A 21,331-nucleotide genomic window follows, 5' to 3' on the forward strand; every position below is an offset into this window, starting at 1 on the left:
GCCGCCCGGCGGGTCAGTGGGCGGTGAGGATCTCCTCCACCAGGGCGCGCGGGTCGGCCAGGCAGCGCCAGGCGGGCACCACGACCACGGGGTCCCCCGTGGTGCGGTTGAGCGTCTCCCCGCGGGCGAGCAGCCAGCGCAGGGAGCGGCCGTCGGGCTCCCGGTCGAGCAGGAGCAGCAGTCGGCGGGAGCCGAACCGGACCACCATGTCGGCGGTCCAGCCCTCGACCGTCTGCTGGAGGGTCACCTCCGTCCCCACCCCGCGCAGTTCCCTGACCAGTGCGGAGGCGGCCGCGTCGGTCCGCCCCGCGCGGCCGCCCGGCACCGACGCCTCCAGCTCGCCCAGCGGGCCGTCGTCGCCCGACCAGTACCCGCGGTCCCCGACGACCACGAGCCGCTGGCGCGTGCGGGTGAGCACCGACGACCACAGGTGGCCCATCCGGCGGACGCGCCGCTCGGCGACGGCGGGCGCCCCGGAGGCCAGCGTCGGCGTCAGGACGGTGACGTCCGCCGGATCGTGGTCGTCCGCCAACAGGTCCGGTCCGCCCACCCGCACCTCGTGGCGCAGGACGCGCTTGCGTAGCAGGCGGCGCACCAGGGCCGCCTGGGGCTGGGTCGGCGCGACCACCGCGACCACCCGGCCCCGGGGCAGGTGGTCGTCGAGCTCGCCCACCACCACCGCCACCCGGTAGGCCTCGTCCCGGTTGACGAAGGACGCGCCGGGCGCGACCTCGCAGACCCCGGCGACGTCGCGCCACTCGAACGCGGGGCCGGCCGAGGGGTCGGGGAGGGTGCGCACCGCGAGCCTTCCCCCGTAGCAGTGCCGCGAGGCGGCCCCGGCGAGCTGGGGCGGCGCCCCCTCGTGCTCCTCCAGCCACCGCATGGGCGGCGCGGCCCGGTACAGGGCGCGCATCGCCGAACCGGCGCCGTAGCGCAGGCCCCGGTCGTCCAACTGGCCCGCGACCAGACCGGCGGCGGACAGCGCGCGGCGCTCCTCGTCCGGTTCCAGCACGCTCACCGGCCCCGGGTGCGCGGGGTCTCCGAACACCACGGCGCGGTTGGCGCGGTAGAGCACCGGCAGCAGCTCGGTCAGCCGGGTACGCTCGGCCCCGACCACGACGGCCAGGTCGAACAGGCCCGCCCGGGGTTGCAGCGCCCGGACCTGGTCGGTGCGGCACACCCACGCGGGCAGGGTGTCGAGCAGCCCGCCCAGACCCGGCCAGCCGTGTCCGCGGTGCCAGTTGAGGCTCTCCAGGCGGTGCTCTATGGCGGCGCGGCCCCGCCACAGGCGGGGGTCTCCGACCGCGCGCAGGCAGGCGGAGCTGGACCTGCGGTGCCGGGCGAGGGCGTCGGCCAGGTCGGCGGTGAGCGTGTTCAGCGGCGCGCAGCGGGTGCGCCGGTCCACGGCCGCGCGCCACTCGCCCTCCAGGCGGGCGACCGCGCGCAGGCGGGCGAGGCTGTCGGGGTCGGTGTCCACTCCCAGTTCGCGGCGGACGGCGCCGCGGTGGGCCAGCCCGGCCAGGCCCCCGGCGCCCGCGCGCTCGGCCCGGTGCAGCCAGTACTCGGGGCCGCCCCGCTCCGGCGTGAAGAGGGAGTCGGGGTCCCACCCCTGGGAGACGACCCGGCCGCGCTCCTCCGCCAGGCGGGCGAGCGAGTGGCCGCCGGAGGCCATGGTGTCCATGGCCCGCCACGCCTCGCGGACCGCCGCCCAGTCCGCGGCCAGGTCCGCCCAGTGGACGGTGGGGTCCTCCCCGCCGGAACCGGCGGGGGCCGCGGGCAGGCTCCGGGAGTGCTCGGTGAGGAGCCGGGTGAGCAGCACTGCCTCGGCCGTGCTCCGTCCGTCCCCGCCCACGCGCACGACGGGGTGCCCGGGTGAGGTGTCCGCGCGCAGGCGCACCGCGTCGACGTCGGCCTCGGTGCGCCCGCACACCAGGACGCGCTGGCCGTTGCTGACGGCGGTGCGCACGAGGGCGTCGACCAGGTCGTACACACCGCTTCCGGGCGGGGCGGCGGCCACGGTGAGCTGCTCGCGCATGGCCGCGCACAGGACCGCGTACTGGGACTGGTCGAGGGCGGTCGCCGAGATCGGGACGGGGGGCTCGGCGGCGTTTCCGGCGGGGTCGGCGCAACCGCGGCGGGTCGCGGCGCGGGGACCGCGGAAGAGCCGTCCGGACGCCGCCGGGCCGGGGGCCCCGGCCGTCCGGGAGGGCTGTCCGAGCAGGGGCTCCAGGGCGGTTCCGCTGACGTCCTCGGGGTCGAGGCCGTCGCGGCCGGAGGGGTCGAGGTCGGCCAGGACCCCCTCGACCCCGACGGGTTCGCGCTCGTCGGCGTCGTGGCGTCCCCCGCCGGGCCCGGCCCGGAAGAGCACGGCGACGTTGTGGGCGCCGTCCGTCCCGGTGCGCGGAGCGCCCCGGGTGCCCAGGGGTGCGATGTCGTCCACCCGCTCGATCTCCAGGCCGGAGAGCAGGGCGCGGATCCTGGCGGCGAGGTCGGCGACGGCCGCGGGGCGCCGCAGGGAGTCGGGCGCACCGGAGCGCAGCCGGGTCCGCAGTTCGAACAGGTCCTCGGGGTCGGTGAGGTCGAGGCGTCCCAGGAGCGCGGGGTTGACGTCGGGCGGGCCGACCGCGCGGACCAGCGTGTCCCCGGACCCGGCGGGGGTGTCCGCGGACTCGTCCGCGATCCGCACGTCGACGGTGAGCAGGGGCAGGGCCGCCCGGTCCCCGCCCTCCCCCAGGATCACGAGCGGGTAGCCGTAGCGCACGGACTGGCCGAGGCCGTGGGCCGCGCGCAGGACTCGGACGGACTCCGGGTGCAGCGGAAGCGTCTCCCTGACCCCGCTGAAGAGCACCTCGGGGCCCGGGGGCAGGCACGCGCAGCTGTCGGAGCCCAGGTCTGCGACCGGGACGACGTGGGTGTGCACCGCCTCGCGGCGCAGGCAGGCGCGCAGGTAGGCCAGCACGGAGCGCACCTCGGAACGGTCGATCGGGGGCTTCCAGCGCAGCGAGGCCGTGCCGACGCCCGACGGGCCGCCGAGCGCCCCGGGGAGGGGGCCGGCGGCTCCCGGCGGCGCCCCCGGCACGCCCGCGCGCACGATCTCGTCCTCGTCGTCCCGCAGTGACCTCAACGTCTCCCCCACACGGCTGTGTCATCGGCCGACTACCCACCGACAGCAAGCCATTGTGGTGTACGGACCGCTCCCGGACCCCGCGAACACCGGAACCCGTCACCACTTTCACTCCGGGTGACGACGCCGGGTGACGGGGTCCGGGGAGTAGCGAGGGCGGTCAGTCCGCGGCACCGCGGACGCGCAGGGCGATCCACAGCTCGGTGCGGTAGTCGGGGTCGTCCAGATCGCCGGGCAGCAGGTCGCGGATGCGCCGCATGCGGTAGCGCAGCGTGTGCCGGTGGACCCCCAGTGCCTCCGACGCCGCGTCCCACCGGCCCGAGGCCGCGAGGTAGGCGCGCAGCGAGGCGAGCAGTTCGGCCGAGGTGCGCTGGCGCAGCAACGGGGCGAGCAGGTCCCCGGCCATGCGGGCGCCGGCGGGGGTGTCGGCCAGCCCGAGCAGCCCGCCGGGCAGGTCGCCGACGCGGAGCAGCCCCTCCCCCGCGTCGCGCGCGGCGGCCAGCGCGCGCTCGGCCTGGGACAGCGCCGCGGACAGTTCCGCGTAGGAGGACGGGTCGCTCACCCCGACCGGCCCCTCCAGGACCTCGCCGAGCACCCCCGTCGCGGTGTCGGCGGGGGCCAGCAGCAGGGCGCGGCCGTCGTGCTCGGTGGCCAGGACGCCCTCGGGCGGGTGCGCGGGCCCGGCCCCGTCGGCGGCCGCCACGATGACGGGTTCGGCGGGAAGGACCCCGCGCAGCCGCTCCGCCCCCGGGTGGAGGGGGTCCAGCGCCCCGGTGAGCAGCGCCGCGAGCACCCCCTCGCGCACCCGGGACGCGGCGTCGTGCGCGGTGCGCTCCAGTTCGAGGGAGAGCAGCGACACCGCGGCGTTGACCAGCGTGCGCTCGTCCGAGCCCAGGCGCCCGCCGGTGCCCACGGCCAGGAACCCGCGGACCCGGCGGCTGGTGGCCAGGGGCTGCACGGAGACGTGTTCACCGCCTGAGGTGAGGGAGACGCTGGCGCGCACGCCCGCCTCGCGCAGCCGGTCCAGCTCCTCGGCGAGTCCGGCGGCGCGGGGGGAGGCCCCGGCGGGGGCGGCGTGCCGGGCGGCGCCGTCGGCGGACAGCAGCAGCACCCAGGCGCCGAGTTCGCGGGCCAGCCGGTCCACGATCGCCGACTCCCCGGTGAGCGCGGCGCGGGTGAGGTCGCGCTGGGCGGCGAAGGCCCTGCTCAGCCCCTCGTACTCCTCCTTGGCCAGGAGCCGGGACACCTCCTTGCCGATCGCGATGAAGGGGGTCTCCCGGGCCACCTCCAGCAGCGTGAGGCCGAACTCGGCGGCGGCCTCGCGGAGCGGCTCGGGGGTGCGCTCCAGGACCACGCCGACCGCGAAGCCCAGCGCGGTGACGCGGCGCTCGGCCAGGCGGCGCGTGTAGTCGCGCAGGTCGGGGACTCCGGTGGCCCAGCGCACGCCGGTGGTGAGCAGGAGTTCGCCGCCCGCCAGGTAGGGCGTGGGGTCCTCCAGTTCGCTGACCGCGACCCACTCCACCCGCCGGTCCAGGTTCTCCTGGCCGGTGAGCAGGTTCAGGCGCAGGCGGGGCGTGCGCATCAGGGCCCCCAGGGTCGGTGGCATCGGCTTCCCCTCCACTTCGGCCGCCGGCCGAGGCGGTTCGGCGCGGTCGGCGGGACCGGACGCGGGCCGTCCTCCCGCCGCTCCGGCGGACCCGCTTCGTGCGAACCCTGACGCGCTGGCGCAAGGCTCTGCCCTGATTATCCACCTTGTCCATGTGGGGGCGGTTCCGCGCGCCCTAGTGTCGTCCCAGGTCGGGGAGCCCACCCCCGGCCCCTCTCCGCTCCCGTCCACCGCAGAAGGAGGCAGCCGCATGGCAGCGACCGAGGTCGCCCAGTCCCGCCGGATCGTCACCGAGATCCCCGGCCCCAAGTCCCGCGCGATCCAGGAGCGCCGCCGTTCGGCCGTCGCCCAGGGCGTGGGCAGCGTCCTGCCGGTCTACGTCGAGCGCGCGGGCGGCGGCATCGTCGAGGACGTCGACGGCAACGCCCTGATCGACTTCGGCTCCGGCATCGCCGTGACCAACGTCGGCAACGCCGACCCCCGCGTGGTGGAGCGCGCCGCCGAGCAGCTCGGCCGGTTCACGCACACCTGCTTCATGGTCAACCCGTACGAGGCGTACGTGGACGTGTGCGAGGCGCTCAACCGGATCACGCCGGGCGACCACGAGAAGCGCTCGGTCCTGCTCAACTCGGGCGCCGAGGCGGTCGAGAACGCGGTGAAGATCGCCCGCAGCGCGACCGGTCGCCAGGCGGTCGTGGTGTTCGACCACGCCTACCACGGCCGCACCAACCTCACCATGGGGCTGACCGCCAAGAACATGCCCTACAAGCAGGGCTTCGGGCCGTTCGCCGGTGAGATCCACCGGATGCCGATGGCCTACCCGTACCGCTGGCCCACGGGCCCGGACAACTGCGGCCCCGAGGCTGCGGCCATGGTGATCGAGCAGATCACCAAGCAGATCGGCGCCCAGAACGTGGCGGCCGTGGTGATCGAGCCGATCCAGGGCGAGGGCGGCTTCATCGAGCCCGCCCCCGGCTTCCTGCCCGCGGTGGTGGAGTTCTGCCGCGCCAACGGCATCGTGTTCGTCGCCGACGAGGTGCAGACCGGCTTCGCCCGCACCGGCCACATGTTCGCCAGCGAGCACGAGGGCGTGGTCCCGGACCTGATCACGACCGCCAAGGGCATCGCGGGCGGCCTGCCGCTGGCCGCGGTGACCGGCCGCGCCGAGCTGATGGACGCCGTGCACGGCGGCGGCCTGGGCGGCACCTACGGCGGCAACCCGGCCGCGTGCGCCGCCGCGCTGGCCGCCCTGTCGGCGATCGAGTCCGACGGCCTGGTGGAGCGCGCCCGTGAGATCGGTGAGCTGATGCTGGGCCGCCTGCGCGAGCTGGCCGCCAAGTACGAGGTCATCGGCGACGTGCGCGGACGCGGCGCGATGATCGCGATCGAGCTGGTCCAGGACGCCGACCGCACGCCCGCCACCGAGGCGCTGGGCAAGGTCCTGTCCTACTGCCACTCCCGCGGCCTGGTCCTGCTGAGCGCGGGCACCTACGGCAACGTGATCCGCATGCTGCCGCCGCTGGTGATCGGCGACGAGCTGCTGCACGAGGGCCTGGACATCCTGGAGGAGGCCTTCGCCCAGCTGTAGCACCCGTACGGCGGAGGCGGCGGGCGGCGCGGGCCGGTCACCGTCCACCGGAGGGACAACGTGTGCGCGCTGGTCCTGGTGCGCCCGCGCGCGGGCGGGGACACCGTGACCGCCCGCGGGCGCCGGGTCAGCGCTCGTCGCGGACCGAGTCCAGCGACAGCAGCGCCACGTGCAGGGACAGGCAGGTCTCCACCGAGTCCAGGTCCGCGTCCAGGACGTGGGCGATGCGCCGCAGCCGGTCGTAGAACGCCGGGCGGGACAGGTGCGCCCGCCCGGCGGCGAGCGCCTTGTTGCGGCCCGCGCCCAGGTAGTGGCGGAGCATATCGGTCAGGTCGCCGCCGTGCCGCGCGTCGTGGTCCAGCAGCGGCCCCAGCTCGCGCTCGACGTAGGTCTGGAGCCGCTCGTCGTCGCGGAACAGGTGGAGCAGGCCGCGCAGGTGCAGGTCGGGCAGCCGGTAGAAGGGGCGCTGGTCGCTCTGGCGGATGGCCACGTCGCCGACCTGGCGCGCCTCCAGGAAGGAGCGCCGCACCTCCCGGACGCCGTCCGCGGAGGAGCCCACGGCCAGCACCGCGGCGCCGCCCACCGCGGTGCGGATGCGGTCGGCGAGCATGTGCAGGGTCGGGTCCAGGCGCTGGCGGCCCGGCAGCGCCAGCAGGATGCCCACGCGCAGGTCGTCGAGCGAGCCCACCAGGGCGGGCAGGCGCAGCTCTCGGCAGGCGCGCGCGGCGCCCTCGGCGGTGTCGGACAGGCGCGCCTGGGCGGCCAGTCCGGTCCCGCTCTCACGCAGGCGCAGCACGAGTCCCACCAGTTCGCGGCCGTTGAGCGGCACGCCCACGGCGCGGGCCCGCACCAGCGCCTCCTCCGGGTCGGAGTAGGCCCGGTCGATGATGCCCGCGATGATCGTGCGGTGCGTCTGCCGCTCCAGGCTCTCCTGGTGGCGCTCCAGCAGCCTGCCCAGCGCCAGGGTGGTGGCGGCGCGTTCGATGAGCATGCTCTGGCGCGGGGTGGGGTTGGCCCCGACCACGAGGATCAGCCGCCCCCAGTCCTGGCCGCGCGCCCCGACAGTGGTGACCAGCCAGCCGTTGGCGGGCGTGTGGACGGTGCGCGTTCCCGAGCGCGCCGCGCGCGAGCGGCTCTCCCAGGAGGTGAGCAGGGTTCCGGGCTCCTCGCCGTTGAGGTCGCAGGCCAGCACCTGGTGGGTGAGGTTCTCCAGGACCACGGGGCAGCCGGAGAGCTGGGCGACCTCGTGCAGGATGCGCCCGGTGTCGGCGCCCTCCACCGAGAGCTGGGTGAAGACCGAGTGCAGCTTCTCGGACTCGCGCAGCTCCTCCAGCTGTTCGTTGACCACCCGGATGTGCACGGCCTCGGTGATCTCCACGAAACGGGCCTCGCGGTCGAGCAGGACCACCGGCACGCCCGCGTCGCGCGCGGCGTCGAGGAAGGCGGGCGGGAGCTCGGCGTGGTACTTGCGGCCCAGCTCGACCGCGATGCCGCTGACCCCTGCGGCGGCCAGGTCGTCGATGTAGCGGCGCAGCGCCTCGGGGTCGTCGGGCATGGCGATGCCGGTGCTGAGCACCAGTTCGCCGCCGCGCAGCAGGTGGGCGAGGTCGGTGACCTCCGCGATGTGCACCCAGCGCACGGCCACGTCCAGCCGGTCCGGGCACGCCACGACCCGGGGACGGGCGCGCTGGAGGGCGGGAAGCTGGAGGACTTCGGCGAGGGTGGGAAGCACGGCACCCATCCTAGGAGGCGGGCGCGGAACGCAGTGTCAGGCTCCCGGCCTCCGGGTTTACACGGTGTACCGCGCTGACCGGGCCTGACCTGAGGGGAGGGCACGCGCGCGGAGGCTTACACGTCGTAAACCCGGCCGCCATGTTGTCAACATGCTGATCCTGGCCAAGCCCGGGGGCCGGGGCGAGACTGGGTGCATGTCGGAACTTCTCTCGCGCCACCGCGCGGTCATGCCCTCCTGGCTTCCCCTGTACTACGAGTCCCCGCTGGAGATCACCGGCGGCAAGGGCGCCCGTGTCACGGACGCCGACGGCAACACCTACCTGGACTTCTTCACCGGCATCGTGACCAACATGCTCGGCTACGACGTGGCCGAGGTGCGCGAGGCCGTCGAGCGCCAGATCGCCAGGGGGATCGTGCACACCTCCACCCTCTACCTCATCCGAAGCCAGGTGGAGCTGGCGGAGAGGATCGCCCGCCTGTCGGGCATCCCGGACGCGAAGGTGTTCTTCACCAACTCCGGCACCGAGGCCAACGAGACCGCCCTGCTGCTGGCCACGTTCGCGCGCGGCAGCGACGAGGTGCTGGCCATGCGCGGCAGCTACCACGGGCGCTCGTTCGGCACGGTGGCCGTGACCGGCAACCGGGCGTGGAAGAACTCCTCCCTGTCGCCGCTGAACGTGCACTACCTGCACGGCACCGACCACGCGGCCCCGGCCTTCCGGGGGATGACCGACCGGGAGTACGTCGAGGCGTGCGTGGCCGACCTGCGCGACGTGCTGGACACCGCGGCGCCGAACGTGGCGTGCCTGATCGCCGAGCCCGTGCAGGGCGTGGGCGGATTCGCGATGCCGCCGGACGGCCTGTACGCCGCCTACAAGGAGGTGCTGGACGAGCACGGCATCCTGTTCGTGTCCGACGAGGTGCAGACCGGCTGGGGGCGCACCGGCACGAGCTTCTTCGGCATCGGCAACCACGGGGTGGTACCGGACGCCATGACCTTCGCCAAGGGCCTGGGCAACGGGTTCGCCGTGGGCGGTGTGGTGGCGCGCGGCGACCTGATGGACCGGCTGGGCGCGCTGGGCGTGGCCACGTTCGGCGGCAACCCGGTGTCGATGGCGGCGGCGGGGGCGACCCTGGACTACGTGCTGGAGCACGACCTCCAGGGCAACGCCCGGCGCCAGGGCGCGCTGATCCTGGAGGGGCTCAGAGCGCTGACCTCGCTGCCGAGCGTGCGCGACGTGCGCGGCAAGGGGCTGATGTTCGCCGTGGAGATGGCGGACCCCGCCACCGGCGCGCCGTCCTCCCCCCTGGCCGCGAAGGTGCTGGAGGCCACCCGCGAGCGCGGCCTGCTGGTGGGCAAGGGCGGCGTGCACGGCAACGTGCTGCGAATGGCTCCGCCGATGACGCTGTCGCAGGAGGAGGCCGTGGAGGGCCGCGACGTGCTGCTGGACGCGGTGCGCGCGGTGGACGCCGAGGCCTGAGGAAGGGCCGACCGGGTCTGAGGAAGAGTCGGCCGGGTCTGAGGAAGGGCCGACCGGGCCCGAGGGGGTCGCCGCGCACGGTCGCGGAGGCGGGCAGCACGATGCCGGCGGCCCCCGGGGACCCCCCGTATCAAGCAAACCGCGCCGGGGCGCGGCGCACCAGCCCCGACCGCGCCCCTGTGGACAAGGAAGAGAGCGGCATGAGCAAGCACGTCACCCACTGGATCGGCGGGACCGCCCACGAGGGGCCGGCCCGGCGCACGGGGGACATCTACGATCCGGCGTCCGGGCGGGTCACCGGCGCGGTCGACCTCGCCGGACGGCAGGAGGTCGACGCGGCGGTGACGGCCGCGCGGGAGGCCTTCCCGGGGTGGCGCGACACGCCGCTGTCCCGGCGGGTGCAGGTCCTGTTCCGCTTCCGCGAGCTGCTCAGCGCCAACGCCGACCGGCTGGCGGAGCTGATCAGCGCCGAGCACGGCAAGGTCTTCTCCGACGCCCGGGGCGAGGTGGCCCGCGGCCTGGAGGTCGTCGACTTCGCCTGCGGCATCCCGCACCTGCTCAAGGGCGGCTACTCCGAGAACGTGTCCACGGGCGTGGACGCCTACTCGATCCTCCAACCGCTCGGCGTGGTCGCCGGGATCACGCCGTTCAACTTCCCGGCGATGGTGCCGATGTGGATGTTCCCGGTGGCCCTGGCCTGCGGCAACACGTTCGTGCTCAAGCCCAGCGAGAAGGACCCCTCCGCGTCGGTGCTGCTGGCCGGGCTGTGGGCCGGGGCGGGCCTGCCCGAGGGCGTGTTCAACGTGGTGCACGGCGACAAGGAGGCGGTGGACGCCCTCCTGGAGCACCCGGACGTGGCGGCGGTCAGTTTCGTGGGCTCCACCCCGATCGCGCGGTACGTGTACCGGACCGCCGCCGAGCACGGCAAGCGCGTGCAGGCCCTGGGCGGGGCCAAGAACCACATGGTGGTGCTGCCCGACGCCGACCTGGACCTGGCCGCGGACGCGGCGGTCTCGGCCGGGTTCGGCTCGGCGGGCGAGCGGTGCATGGCCATCTCCGCGGTGGCCGTGGTGGACTCGGTGGCCGACGAGCTGGTGGAGCGGATCCGCGAGCGGGTGGCGCGCCTGCGCGTGGGCCCCGGCGACGACGAGCGCAGTGAGATGGGGCCGCTGGTCACCAGGGAGCACCGCGACCGGGTGGCCTCCTACCTGGAGTCGGGGGTGCGCGAGGGCGCGACCCTGGCGGTCGACGGCCGCGTGCACCCGGTGTCGGGCGGGAGCCCGGACGGGTTCTGGCTGGGACCGTCGCTGCTGGACCACGTCGGCCCCGAGATGTCGTGCTACCGGGACGAGATCTTCGGCCCGGTACTGAGCGTGGTGCGCGTGGGCGGCTACGACGAGGCGGTCAAGCTCGTCAACGCCAGCCCCTACGGCAACGGCACGGCGGTCTTCACCAACGACGGGGGCGCCGCCCGGCGGTTCCAGAACGAGGTCGAGGTCGGCATGGTGGGCATCAACGTCCCCATCCCGGTGCCGATGGCCTACTACTCCTTCGGCGGCTGGAAGCAGTCCCTGTTCGGCGACTCACACGCGCACGGCACGGAGGGTGTCCACTTCTACACCCGCACCAAAGCGGTCACGGCCCGTTGGAGCGACCCGGGCCAGCGGCCCGAAGGAGGCGTCGACCTGGGGTTCCCCACCAACGGTTGACTCGGATTCCGCGAAAATAACGGACGGATCTGCCTCACTGTCGGTCGGCGGTGAACGACACGGAGTATCGTTGTCACAGGACGCCCCTCACGGGGCGTGGTCGGCGCCGGCAGCCGACGCACGAACCATCCGGGAAGGGCGCGCTCATTTCCCCTCCTCCCCAATGGAAGCGGGCGCGCCAACGGGAGCGCTCCGGGTCCGCCTCTCCCCCTGGACCCGGAGCGCGACCGTCTGCGCACCGCTAGCGCACCGCGAACAGCCGCTCCTCGGCGGCCACCCGGGGCTCCGCGCCGACGAGGTCGGCGCACTCCTCACAACCGAACACCGCACTCCCGTCCGGGAGCTCACCGAGCATCCGGCGGGGCCGGGGCCACTTGGTGTGGCAGACGACGCAGGCATCCCCCATGCACTGCGCCCAGCTCAGCGAGTCCGGATCGTAGACCTCGACGTCGATCGCGGGCCGCGTATCTGGTTCGCACATCATGCTCGTTCCGCGCAATGTCCTTGCTCCCCCCGTGGTTTAGGACAGTCTGGCGGGCCGATAGTTACCGGCTCTTTATTGAATCAGAAGCTTTGGGCACCTGGAATGGTTCGGACCGATCTACATCACACCATGCACGGGAATCATAACCCTAAGTGATGATGCCTGGGAAGACCCTGTCTCGCAGGATGGGATTCATTAGTTTTGTCCGGCTAGCTGCGGGGCGGTAGTGATCCGGGACCTCAGTCCTCGGCCCGCACAGAGACCGAAAAACGGCGCAGGGAGAGCGCAGGATTGAGCTCCCGCACCTCCTCGACCCGAGAGGCCGAAACCCCGGCCGAGGCGACCGCGAAGGTCTGCTCACCCAGGGCCGCGAGCGGTGTCCCCATGGGATCGACCACCATGCTGTTGCCCGCGCCCGCGGGCGCCGCCTGCCCGGAGGCGGCCACGTACACGGTGTTCTCGATGGCGCGCGCCCGGGCCAGGGTCCGCCAGTGCTCCTCCTTCAGCGGGCCGGGCACCCACTGCGCGGCCAGCAGCACCACGTGCGCCCCGGCCTCGGCGATGCGCCGCGTCACCTCGGGAAAGCGCAGGTCGTAGCAGGTCTGTAGACCGAACACCACGCCGTCGACGGTGAAGGTCTCGGGCTCCTCGATCGGGCCGGGACGCAGCACGTCCGACTCCCGGGCGCCGAAGGCGTCGTACAGGTGGATCTTGCGGTAGTGCGCGACCCGCTCGCCCTCCGGCGACAGCGCCACCAGCGTGTTGGTGAAGCGGGTGGCGTCGGCGCCGCCCTCGGCCTCGCCGACCCCCAGCACCAGGTGCACACCCTCCCGCCGGGCGGTGTCGGCGGCCTCGGACACGAAGGGGCCGTCCAGGGGCTCGGCCGCCGCCACGTAGCGCTGGTCGACGCGGCCCGCGGTGAACATCGCGTACTCGGGGAACAGGACCACACGGGCCCCGTCCGCCGCGGCGCGGGCGGTCAGCTCCGCCACCGAGCGCTGGTTGCGCGCCTTGTCCTGACCGGGGGCGAACTGGGCGACCGCGACCTGCACCATCGAACCTCTCCTCGTCGGCGTGGGGCGCCCGGGGCGCCGTGCACCGAGTGTACGGCCAGCGTCGCCGCCCCGGTCCGCGCGGACCGGGGCCTCCCCCTTGCCAAGAGGCTGAACAAGCGTTTAATGTATTGAACATGAGTTCAACCGACCGTCCGGACCCGCCCGAGAGGGAGTCCGATCTCACGGCGCGCGCCAGGATCCGCGACGCGGCGATCGCGTGCTTCGGCCAGCGCGGGTTCGGCGTGAGCGTGCGGGCGATCGCCGAACAGGCCGGGGTCTCCCCCGGGCTGGTGATCCACCACTTCGGCTCCAAGGACAGGCTCCGGCGGGCCTGCGACGACCACGTCACCGCGGCCGTGAACGAGGTCAAGACGGACACGGTCACCAGCCACGACGGGCAGACCTTCCTCCACCAGCTCGCGACGATGGAGCAGTACGCCCCGCTCCTGGCCTACGTCGTCCGCTCCATGCAGGCCGGCGGCCCGCTCGCGGCCGGGCTCTTCGAGCGCATGGTGGCCGACATCGAGGTCTACCTCGCCACGGGCGAGGCCGAGGGCACCATCCGCCCGAGCCGGGACCCGGCCCGGCGCGCCCGCTACCTGGCCGCCAACTCCCTCGGGTCGCTGCTGCTGTTCCTCACGCTGGGGCGCTTCGAGGGTGAGGTCGACTTCGCCCGGGTCGCGCACGAGTGGTCGCGGGAGTACATGCTCCCGACCCTGGAGCTGTACACCGAGGGCCTGCTCACCGAGCGCGCGATCCTCGACGCCTACCTCGCGTACGTCGGCGATCCCCCGGAGGAACCCCGCTGACCGCCCCGAACCCCCGCCCCCGACCCCCACCACGCACGGAGGGAACGACGACCATGACACCGACCGCCATCGAGGTCCGCGGCGTCGACAAGCGCTTCGGCCGCTTCCAGGCCCTGGACAAGCTGGACCTGACCGTCCGCACGGGCCAGGTCGCGGGCTTCCTCGGACCCAACGGCTCCGGGAAGTCCACTACCATCCGCGTCCTGCTCGGCCTGCTCAGGGCCGACGCCGGGACGGTCAGCCTGCTCGGCGGCGACCCCTGGCGGGACGCCGTCGCCCTGCACCGGCGCCTGGCCTACGTGCCCGGCGACGTCACCCTGTGGCCCAACCTGACCGGAGGGCAGGCGATCGACCTGCTCGGGCGGCTGCGCGGCGGACTCGACCCCGCGCGCCGCCGGGAACTGCTGGCCCGCTTCGAACTGGACCCGACCAAGAAGGCGCGCGCCTACTCCAAGGGCAACCGGCAGAAGGTCGCCCTGGTCGCGGCCCTGGCCTCCGACGCCGAGCTGCTCATCCTCGACGAGCCCACCTCCGGCCTGGACCCGCTCATGGAGGCCGTGTTCACCGAGTGCGTCCTGGAGGCCAAGGCCCGGGGCCGCACCGTGCTGCTCTCCAGCCACATCCTCTCCGAGGTGGAGAAGCTGTGCGACACCGTCACCATCATCCGCAGGGGACGCGCGGTGGAGTCGGGCACCCTGGACGACCTGCGCCACCTGACCCGCTCCGCCGTGCGCGCCACCGTCACGGGGGACGCCCGGGTCCTGGAGGGCGCCGACGGGGTGCACAACCTGAGACTCGACGGCGACACCGTCGCCTTCGACGTGGACAACACCCGCATGGGCGCCGTCATGGGCACGCTCACCGGCCTCGGCATCCGCTCCCTGGTGAGCAACCCGCCCTCCCTGGAGGAGCTGTTCCTGCGCCACTACGGCGACGAGCTCGCGGCGTACGGGGCCGACGGCGACGGGGGGACCGAGGCATGAACGCGTTCACCGGCACCGGCACCCTCGTCCGGTTCGTCCTGCGACGCGACCGCCTCCGGCTGACCGTCTGGACCCTGGCCCTGGTCGGCACCGTCGTCGCGACCGTTCCGACCCTCGACGACATGTTCTCCACCGACGCCCAGCGCCAGGCCCGGGCGGCTCTCATGGACACCCCGACCGGCGTCGTCTTCGGCGGCCCCGGGTACGGGCTGGACGACTACCAGCTCGGCCCGATGGTGGTCAACGAGCTAACCATGAGCGTGCTCATCGCCCTGGCGGTCATGAGCGTCCTGCACGTGGTCCGGCACACCCGCGCCGAGGAGGAGAGCGGCCGCGCCGAACTGCTGCGCGCCAGCGTCCTGGGCACGAGCGCCCAGATGACCGCCGCGCTGGTGACCATCTCGGTCGTCAACCTGCTCATCGGCGGCCTGACCGCGCTGGCCATGGCGGGCAACGGCCTGTCGGTCGCCGACTCCGCGGCCTACGGGCTGGGGCTGGCCCTGGCCGGGATCTCCTTCGGCGCAGTCGCCGCCGTGTGCGCGCAGGTCACCGAGCACGGACGCGCCGCAGCGGGCCTGGCCTTCCTGGTCACCGGCGTGCTGTTCCTGTTCCGGGTCGTCGGCGACATGGCCGAGGAGGGCGGCAACGCGCTGTCCTGGCTGTCGCCGTTCGCCTGGGTCCAGCAGACACGCGTGTTCGACGACCTGCGCTGGTGGCCGCTGGCGCTGTACGCGGTCCTCGTGGCGGTGCTCTTCGCGCTGGCCTACGCCCTGGCGGACCGGCGCGACCTCGGCGCGGGCCTGGTCCCCTCCCGGCCCGGTCCGGCCGGTGCGGGCGGGCTGCTCAACGGCGTGTTCGCGCTGCACCTGCACCAGCAGCGCGGGGCGATCCTCGCCTGGACGGCCGCGGTCTTCCTCTTCGCCCTCGCGTTCGGCTCGCTGGTCACCGAGGTGGAGGGGATGCTGGAGGAGAACCCCGACCTGCTGGCCGTCCTCGGCGACTCCGCCGACGACGTCACCGGGGGCTTCCTCGGCACCATGAGCGGTTACGTGCTGATGGCCGCGTCGGCCTACGCCGTCATGTCCGTGCTGCGGGCGCGGGGCGAGGAGACCTCCGGGCGCGCCGAGCTGACCCTGGCCGCGGCCGTTGGCAGGGTGCGCTGGTTCGGCGGCGCCCTGCTGGTCAGCGTGCTGTCCTCGGCGGTGATCGTGGTGGCGGGCGGCGTCGGCATGGGCCTGAGCGCGTCCGCGGCCCTGGAGGACCCCTCCTGGACGTGGACGATGACCGAGGCCGCCCTGGCCCAGCTGCCGGTGGCCCTGCTGTTCGCCGCGCTGACCGCGCTGCTGGTGGGAACGGTCCCGCGCCTGACCCCGCTGGTGTGGGCGTGGCTGGGCTACAGCCTCCTGGTCTCGCTGCTCGGACCGATGCTGGGCCTGGACGACCGGCTGCTGGACCTGAGCGCGTTCGGGCTGCTGCCCCAACTGCCCGCCGACGAGTTCGACACCGTCCCGGTGGCCGTCGCGCTGGGGGCGGCGCTCGCGGCCAGCGCGGTCGCCCTGGCGGGCTTTCGCCGCCGGGACCTGGCCAGCGTCTGACGGGGACGCGGTCCGGGGCGCCGCCGAGCCGGGGACCGGTCGGGCGGCGCCCGGGCCGCGGCAGGGGCGGACCGCGCTCAGGGCAGGTGGGACAGACCCCAGGCGGGCGCGAACACCACGACCAGGAAGCGCGCGGTGCGGGTGACGAAGGTGATCAGGGCGAACAGCACGACGTTCATCCGCACCACCCCGGCCAGCACCGACACCACCATGAACGGCGGAACGCTGGCGAGGGAGCTCACCGCCACCAGGCCCGCGCCCCAGGCGGGCTGCTCCTCGGCCCTGCGCCGCCAGCCCTCGGCGCGTGCGGCCCACTTGCCGGGCGTGGCGCTCCTGCGGCGGATCCACGGCGCGGAGAGCGACCCGCGCCCGGCGTAGTAGTAGGGCAGCTTCCCCAGGGTCTGTCCGACCCCGGCCGCCACCGCCATGGCCACCAGGGCGCCGTCCTCCATCGCGATGACGGCGCCCACCAGGTAGACCTCGATGTTGATGACCGGGACGAGCCCGGAGACGAGGGCGACCGCGAAGGCCAGCGCCGTCTCGATCACCCCGTGCTCCCGGGCTCCGCGGGCGGGCCGGTCAGTTCTCGGCCGCCGCGAGCTGCCCGCACGCGCCGTCGATCTCCTGTCCGCGGGTGTCGCGGACGGTCACCGACACCCCGTGCGACTCCAGCCGCCGCACGAACTCGCGCTCGTCCTCGGGGCGCGAGGCCGTCCACTTGGACCCCGGGGTGGGGTTGAGCGGGATGAGGTTGACGTGCACCAGGTGGCCCTTGAGGAGCTTGCCCAGCAGGTCGGCCCGCCAGGCCTGGTCGTTGATGTCCTTGATGAGCGCGTACTCGATGGAGACCCGGCGGCCCGTGGTGCCCGCGTAGCGCCAGGCGGCGTCCAGGACCTCGGCGACCTTCCAGCGGGTGTTGATGGGCACCAGCTCGTCGCGCAGCTCGTCGTCGGGGGCGTGCAGGGAGATCGCGAGGCGGACCTGCATCCTCTCGTCGATGAGCTTGTTGATCGCGGGCACCAGGCCGACCGTGGACACGGTGACCCCGCGCTGGGAGATGCCCAGGCCGTGGGGGACGGGGTCGGTGATGCGGCGCACCGTCTGGAGCACGCGCTTGTAGTTGGCCATGGGCTCGCCCATGCCCATGAACACGATGTTGCTGATCCGGCCCGGGCCGCCGGCGACCTCGCCGTTGGCCAGGTCGCGGGCGCTGGCGACCACCTGGTCGACGATCTCCCCGGTGGAGAGGTTGCGGGTCAGGCCCGCCTGGCCGGTGGCGCAGAACGGGCAGTTCATGCCGCACCCGGCCTGGGAGGAGATGCACAGGGTGACGCGGTCCGGGTAGCGCATGAGCACCGACTCGAACAGCACCCCGTCGAACGCCTTCCACAGGGTCTTGCGGGTCATGCCGTTGTCGCAGGTGATGTGGCGCACGGGCGTGAGCAGGGTGGGCAGCAGCGCCTCGCCGAGCCGCTCCCGGGAGGAGGCCGGCAGGTCGGTCATGGCCGAGGTGTCCGACACCAGGGAGCCGAAGTAGTGCTGGGCGAGCTGCTTGGCCCGGAAGGGCTTCTCGCCCAGCTCACGGACGACCTCGGCCCGCTCGTCGGGGCTGAGGTCGGCCAGGTGCCGGGGAGGTTTGGCACGGCGGGGTGCGACAAAGGTGAGCTCGGCGGGCATACACAGTCCGTAGGAAGTGGAGTCGGTGGTCTGGCGCCCGGGCGCGGACGGCGGCGGAACGTGTCGTTATACGACTTATACGCCGCCGCGGTGCAGCTCCGCCTGTCAGGGCACTACCGTCGATTCTACGCACTGCGCGGACGGTCCTGACGGGTCCGTCCGGCTACGACGACCGGGGATCGGTGTGTGGGAGGGCCGGTGACAGGGATCGACGTCCTGCTCGACGAGATCAGCCCGTACCAGAGCCGACGCGTCGTCGTCGAGTGTGACTCCCACACCACGGCCGCCTACCTGCTGGACGCGCGCGGGCGCATCCGCGTCCCGGTGTGGCTGGCCAACCACGAGATCGCGCCGCGCACGAGCGAGTCCGGCGGGCTCTACGAGGGCCGGGCCCCGCTCATGCCCGAGGCCTACACCAAGCACCCGCAGGGCCGCCCCCGCTTCGACCCCGACCGCCTGCGCGCCGTGTGGTTCGAGGAGGGCGACGGGGTCGCCCTGGTGGACGAGGAGGGGCTGTTGGCCGTCATCCCGGGCTGGGCGGAGGCCGACAGCGGGCTGCCGGGGTACGCGCGCGAGGCGATCGGCCGCAGCGCCTACGCCTGGGAGCTGGACTCGGTGCGCGGGCAGCTGTGGCCGCGCGTGGTGCACGCCGAGGCCTACTGGGACTGGCGGCGCGCCTCGGGGGCATGGCGCAGCGTGCAGCGCACGGTGCTCAGCCACCTCAATCGCAACGTGGGCGAGCCCGGGCACTACTGGGACGTCTCCGACGGCCACCCGCCGCTGCTGCGCGTGTCGGAGCGCCCGCCCACCGCGGACCGCCCGTACACGGTGCTGTCCACGGTCGGGATGTGCGGTCAGCGCATGCCCACCCTGGACCGCTACATGGCCAACACCTCCCAGCACGCCCGGGTGGAGCTGGCCCTGGCCACGACGCTGCCCGCGCACCACGCCGCCCGCGTCTTCCGGTGGATCGGCGCCTTCCCCTGGCGGGCGGTGACCTGGTTCGGCACCGGGCACACCGTCAAGTGGCTGGACAACCCCGAGGACCGGGCCATGCGCGGCGGCGCGGGAGCGGTGCTGCTCCTGGAGGACCCCACCGCCCTGGTCACCCGCCCCGAGCACCGGCCGCCGGACACCGCCGGGCTGTCCTTCCAGGGCGACCCCGTGCGGTGGCTGTGGATCGTGCCCATCACCCGCCCCGAGCACCTGTTCGCCAAGGAGCACGACAGCGCCACCCTGGTGGAGAAGCTGGCCGCCGAGGGCCGCAGCTGGGTGCTGGGTTAGCCGGGAACCCGGGCGCCGCACGAAAAACCGTTGACACCCCGCGGCCGGGACGGGATCGTCGCCGCGTTCGCACGAGCGGGGACGGGGGCGGGGCCATGGCGCGCACCGGAGGCGGAGGCGCGGGGCTGACGGCTCCGCTGGGGCACCCGGCCTTCCGCGGGCTGGCACTGGGCCGGGCCCTGATGGCCCTGGGCAACGGCATGGCGTCGGTGGCGCTGGCCTTCGCCGTGCTGGACGTGACCGGCTCGCTGACGGGCGTGGGGCTGGTGGTGGGCGCGCGCTCGGTGGCGAACGTGGCGCTGCTCCTGCTCGGCGGCGTCGTCGCCGACCGGCTGCCGCGCGCGCTGGTGCTCCAGGGCGGGTGCGCCCTGGCCGCGCTCTCCCAGGCGGCCCTGGGCGCGCTCCTGCTGACGGGCAACGCCTCGCTGCCGCTGATGATCGCGCTGAGCCTGCTCAACGGCGCCGCCGCGGCGGTGAACCTGCCCGCCTCCGCGGCGCTGACGCCGCAGACCGTGCCCCGGGAGCTGCTGCGCCAGGCCAACGCGGCGATGGGCGTGGGCGTCCAGGGCGGGATGTTCCTGGGGATGTCGGCGGGCGGCGTCGTGGTGGGCCTGTTGGGCGCGGGCTGGGCGATCACCGCGGACGCGGCGCTGTTCGCCTGCGCCGGGGCGGCCTTCCTGTCCGTGCGGGCCGCCCGGGCGGACGGGCCCGTGGACACCGGGGACGCGAACGTGCTGCGCGACCTGCGGGAAGGGTGGAGCGAGTTCGTGTCGCGGCCCTGGGTCTGGATCGTCGTGCTCCAGTTCATGGTGGTCAACGCGGGCTGGTCGGCGGCCACGGCCGTGCTGGGCCCGGGCATCGCCGACGAGACCTTCGGCCGGACCGCGTGGGGCCTGCTCATGGCGGCCAACAGCGTCGGGCTGCTGGCGGGCGGCGTGTTGGCGGCCCGCTGGCAGCCGCGGCGGGCGCTGGTCTACGGCGCGGCGCTGATGACGGCGCACGCCGTGCCCTTCCTGGCCCTGACCGGGCCGTCGCCGCTGCCGGTGCTGTTCGCCGCGATGTTCCTGGCGGGCGTGGCGGTGCAGCAGTTCGACGTGGCCTGGGAGGTCGCCGTCCAGGAGAACGTGCCGAGGGAGCGGCTGTCGCGGGTGTACTCCTACGACGCGCTGGGTTCGTTCGTGGCGATGCCCCTCGGGCAGGTCGCGATCGGCCCGTTCGCCGAGCGGTTCGGCCCGGCCCCGGCCCTGGTGCTGGTGGCCTCGCTGACGCTGCTGGCCACCCTGGCCGCGGTCTCCTCGCGCAGCGTGCGCACCCTGACCCGCTCCTAGGGCGCGTTCGGTGGATGCTGCCCGTCGCGAGCGGCGCATCCAGTGCGGCTATCGCAAGGCCGAAGAAGGAGTCAGGGTGGGGTCCTGTCGACTGATGAGAACGCCGCGAGAGTTGTGCTGGGGCGTCGCGCAGCAGGGTGTGTGTCCGCCGGACGCGCCCTAGGGCGCGTCCGGCGGACGTCCCGCTAGCTGGCGACGCCGCGCCGGTCCCGGGCCTGGGCCAGCACGCGGTGCAGGCGCGCCACCTCCTCGTCGCTGAAGCGCTCCACGAAGCGCAGCAGGGTGGCGCCGGGGTCGGGCCCGGTGTTGAGGACCTCGTCCATCATCCGCGCGGTGTACTCGGCGTGCGACTCGCGCGGCCAGTACGTCCAGGCGCGGCCGGTCTTCTCCCGGTCCAGCAGACCCTTGGTGAAGAGGATGTTGGCCACCGTCATGACGGTCGTGTAGGCCACGTCGCGGTCGTAGACCATGCTCTCGCGGACCTGGCGCACGGACATCGGCTCCTCGGACCGCCACAGCGCGTCCATGATGGCCGCCTCCAGTTCACCCAGACCCCTCATGGCCTCCCCGCCCGTCACGTCCTCGGTTCCGAGGATCGTAGACACGAGGGGGCCTCCCGCGTGGGAGAACTCCGGAGAGCGCACAGATCCGCACACGCTCGACACCGGTCACCGGCGTTTCACCAGCGAACACGCGTCCCCGCACGAGGGAAAGGGCGTTCGCGGCCGGGCCCGGGCCCCGTCCCGCCCGCTGGGAAGACCGGCGGAGGGGGCCCGGCCGTCCTGCCCGGCCGCTCGCACCCCCTCCGACGGGGGCCCGCCCCGGCCGGTTCCCCGGGGGGCACCGTGTTACACGCCACATCCGGCATGGCCGG

The 21,331-nt window shown here is 74.1% G+C and carries 16 protein-coding genes; 8 read left to right on the top strand and 8 right to left on the bottom strand.

Going from position 1 to position 21,331, the window contains the following annotated elements; translation table 11 throughout:
- Positions 1-13: 13 nt before the first annotated feature.
- Together ACSTA4_RS23370 and ACSTA4_RS23375 are read right to left on the bottom strand one after the other, a co-directional pair.
- On the bottom strand, positions 14-3,124 hold the full coding sequence (locus tag ACSTA4_RS23370; RefSeq protein ID WP_444961037.1) for a DNA helicase: 3,111 nt from the start codon (positions 3,122-3,124) through the stop codon (positions 14-16).
- A 160-nt stretch (positions 3,125-3,284) separates the two neighbouring features.
- Positions 3,285-4,730, bottom strand: coding sequence for a PucR family transcriptional regulator (locus tag ACSTA4_RS23375; RefSeq protein WP_444961038.1), 1,446 nt, complete (start codon positions 4,728-4,730; stop codon positions 3,285-3,287).
- A 250-nt stretch (positions 4,731-4,980) separates the two neighbouring features.
- On the opposite strand from ACSTA4_RS23375, the gene gabT reads away from it, so the two are divergent.
- On the top strand, positions 4,981-6,318 hold the full coding sequence (gene gabT / locus ACSTA4_RS23380; protein ID WP_444961039.1) for a 4-aminobutyrate--2-oxoglutarate transaminase: 1,338 nt from the start codon (positions 4,981-4,983) through the stop codon (positions 6,316-6,318).
- A 127-nt stretch (positions 6,319-6,445) separates the two neighbouring features.
- Here the strand turns inward: gabT and ACSTA4_RS23385 are convergent, their stop codons facing one another.
- Entirely contained in the window at positions 6,446-8,050 is a 1,605-nt protein-coding gene (locus ACSTA4_RS23385; RefSeq protein WP_248771813.1) for a PucR family transcriptional regulator, read from the bottom strand.
- A 196-nt stretch (positions 8,051-8,246) separates the two neighbouring features.
- On the opposite strand from ACSTA4_RS23385, the gene ACSTA4_RS23390 reads away from it, so the two are divergent.
- Entirely contained in the window at positions 8,247-9,533 is a 1,287-nt protein-coding gene (locus tag ACSTA4_RS23390; RefSeq protein WP_444961040.1) for an aspartate aminotransferase family protein, read from the top strand.
- A gap of 200 nt (positions 9,534-9,733) precedes the next feature.
- Complete coding sequence (locus tag ACSTA4_RS23395; protein WP_444961041.1) at positions 9,734-11,242, top strand: CoA-acylating methylmalonate-semialdehyde dehydrogenase; 1,509 nt, start codon at positions 9,734-9,736, stop codon at positions 11,240-11,242.
- A gap of 241 nt (positions 11,243-11,483) precedes the next feature.
- On the opposite strand, the gene ACSTA4_RS23400 is transcribed toward ACSTA4_RS23395, so the two are convergent.
- Both ACSTA4_RS23400 and ACSTA4_RS23405 read right to left on the bottom strand, forming a co-directional pair.
- The gene (locus tag ACSTA4_RS23400) at positions 11,484-11,726 is read right to left on the bottom strand and encodes a hypothetical protein (RefSeq protein WP_444961042.1); all 243 of its coding nucleotides are present in this window, start codon (positions 11,724-11,726) and stop codon (positions 11,484-11,486) included.
- A gap of 239 nt (positions 11,727-11,965) precedes the next feature.
- Complete coding sequence (locus ACSTA4_RS23405; protein ID WP_444961043.1) at positions 11,966-12,781, bottom strand: carbon-nitrogen hydrolase family protein; 816 nt, start codon at positions 12,779-12,781, stop codon at positions 11,966-11,968.
- 134 nt (positions 12,782-12,915) lie between these two features.
- Here ACSTA4_RS23405 and ACSTA4_RS23410 point away from each other — a divergent pair, with 134 nt between their 5' ends.
- Genes ACSTA4_RS23410 through ACSTA4_RS23420 form a run of 3 tightly spaced genes read left to right on the top strand, consistent with a single transcriptional unit; the run spans position 12,916 to position 16,168 of the window.
- On the top strand, positions 12,916-13,590 hold the full coding sequence (locus ACSTA4_RS23410; RefSeq protein WP_444961044.1) for a TetR family transcriptional regulator: 675 nt from the start codon (positions 12,916-12,918) through the stop codon (positions 13,588-13,590).
- A 53-nt stretch (positions 13,591-13,643) separates the two neighbouring features.
- Positions 13,644-14,573: an ATP-binding cassette domain-containing protein gene (locus tag ACSTA4_RS23415; RefSeq protein ID WP_444961045.1), complete on the top strand. Its 930-nt coding sequence runs from the start codon at positions 13,644-13,646 to the stop codon at positions 14,571-14,573.
- Positions 14,570-16,168, top strand: a complete 1,599-nt coding sequence (locus ACSTA4_RS23420; protein WP_444961046.1) for an ABC transporter permease — start codon at positions 14,570-14,572, stop codon at positions 16,166-16,168. Before ACSTA4_RS23415 ends, ACSTA4_RS23420 begins: the two co-directional genes overlap by 4 nt.
- Positions 16,169-16,245: 77 nt before the next feature.
- Here ACSTA4_RS23420 and ACSTA4_RS23425 read toward each other — a convergent pair whose 3' ends face one another.
- Positions 16,246-16,716, bottom strand: coding sequence for a hypothetical protein (locus ACSTA4_RS23425; RefSeq protein ID WP_444961047.1), 471 nt, complete (start codon positions 16,714-16,716; stop codon positions 16,246-16,248).
- A 31-nt stretch (positions 16,717-16,747) separates the two neighbouring features.
- Positions 16,748-17,845, bottom strand: a complete 1,098-nt coding sequence (gene rlmN, locus ACSTA4_RS23430) for a 23S rRNA (adenine(2503)-C(2))-methyltransferase RlmN (protein ID WP_274974523.1) — start codon at positions 17,843-17,845, stop codon at positions 16,748-16,750.
- Between the two features lie 198 nt (positions 17,846-18,043).
- Between rlmN and ACSTA4_RS23435 the strand changes: the two genes are divergently transcribed.
- A complete protein-coding gene (locus ACSTA4_RS23435; protein ID WP_274974524.1) occupies positions 18,044-19,129 on the top strand; it encodes a suppressor of fused domain protein in 1,086 nt (361 codons plus the stop codon).
- Between the two features lie 95 nt (positions 19,130-19,224).
- The gene (locus tag ACSTA4_RS23440; RefSeq protein ID WP_444961048.1) at positions 19,225-20,457 is read left to right on the top strand and encodes an MFS transporter; all 1,233 of its coding nucleotides are present in this window, start codon (positions 19,225-19,227) and stop codon (positions 20,455-20,457) included.
- A gap of 185 nt (positions 20,458-20,642) precedes the next feature.
- Here ACSTA4_RS23440 and ACSTA4_RS23445 read toward each other — a convergent pair whose 3' ends face one another.
- A complete protein-coding gene (locus ACSTA4_RS23445; RefSeq protein WP_274978222.1) occupies positions 20,643-21,017 on the bottom strand; it encodes a BlaI/MecI/CopY family transcriptional regulator in 375 nt (124 codons plus the stop codon).
- Positions 21,018-21,331 lie beyond the last annotated feature (314 nt).

The organism is Nocardiopsis sp. M1B1 (assembly GCF_052466615.1).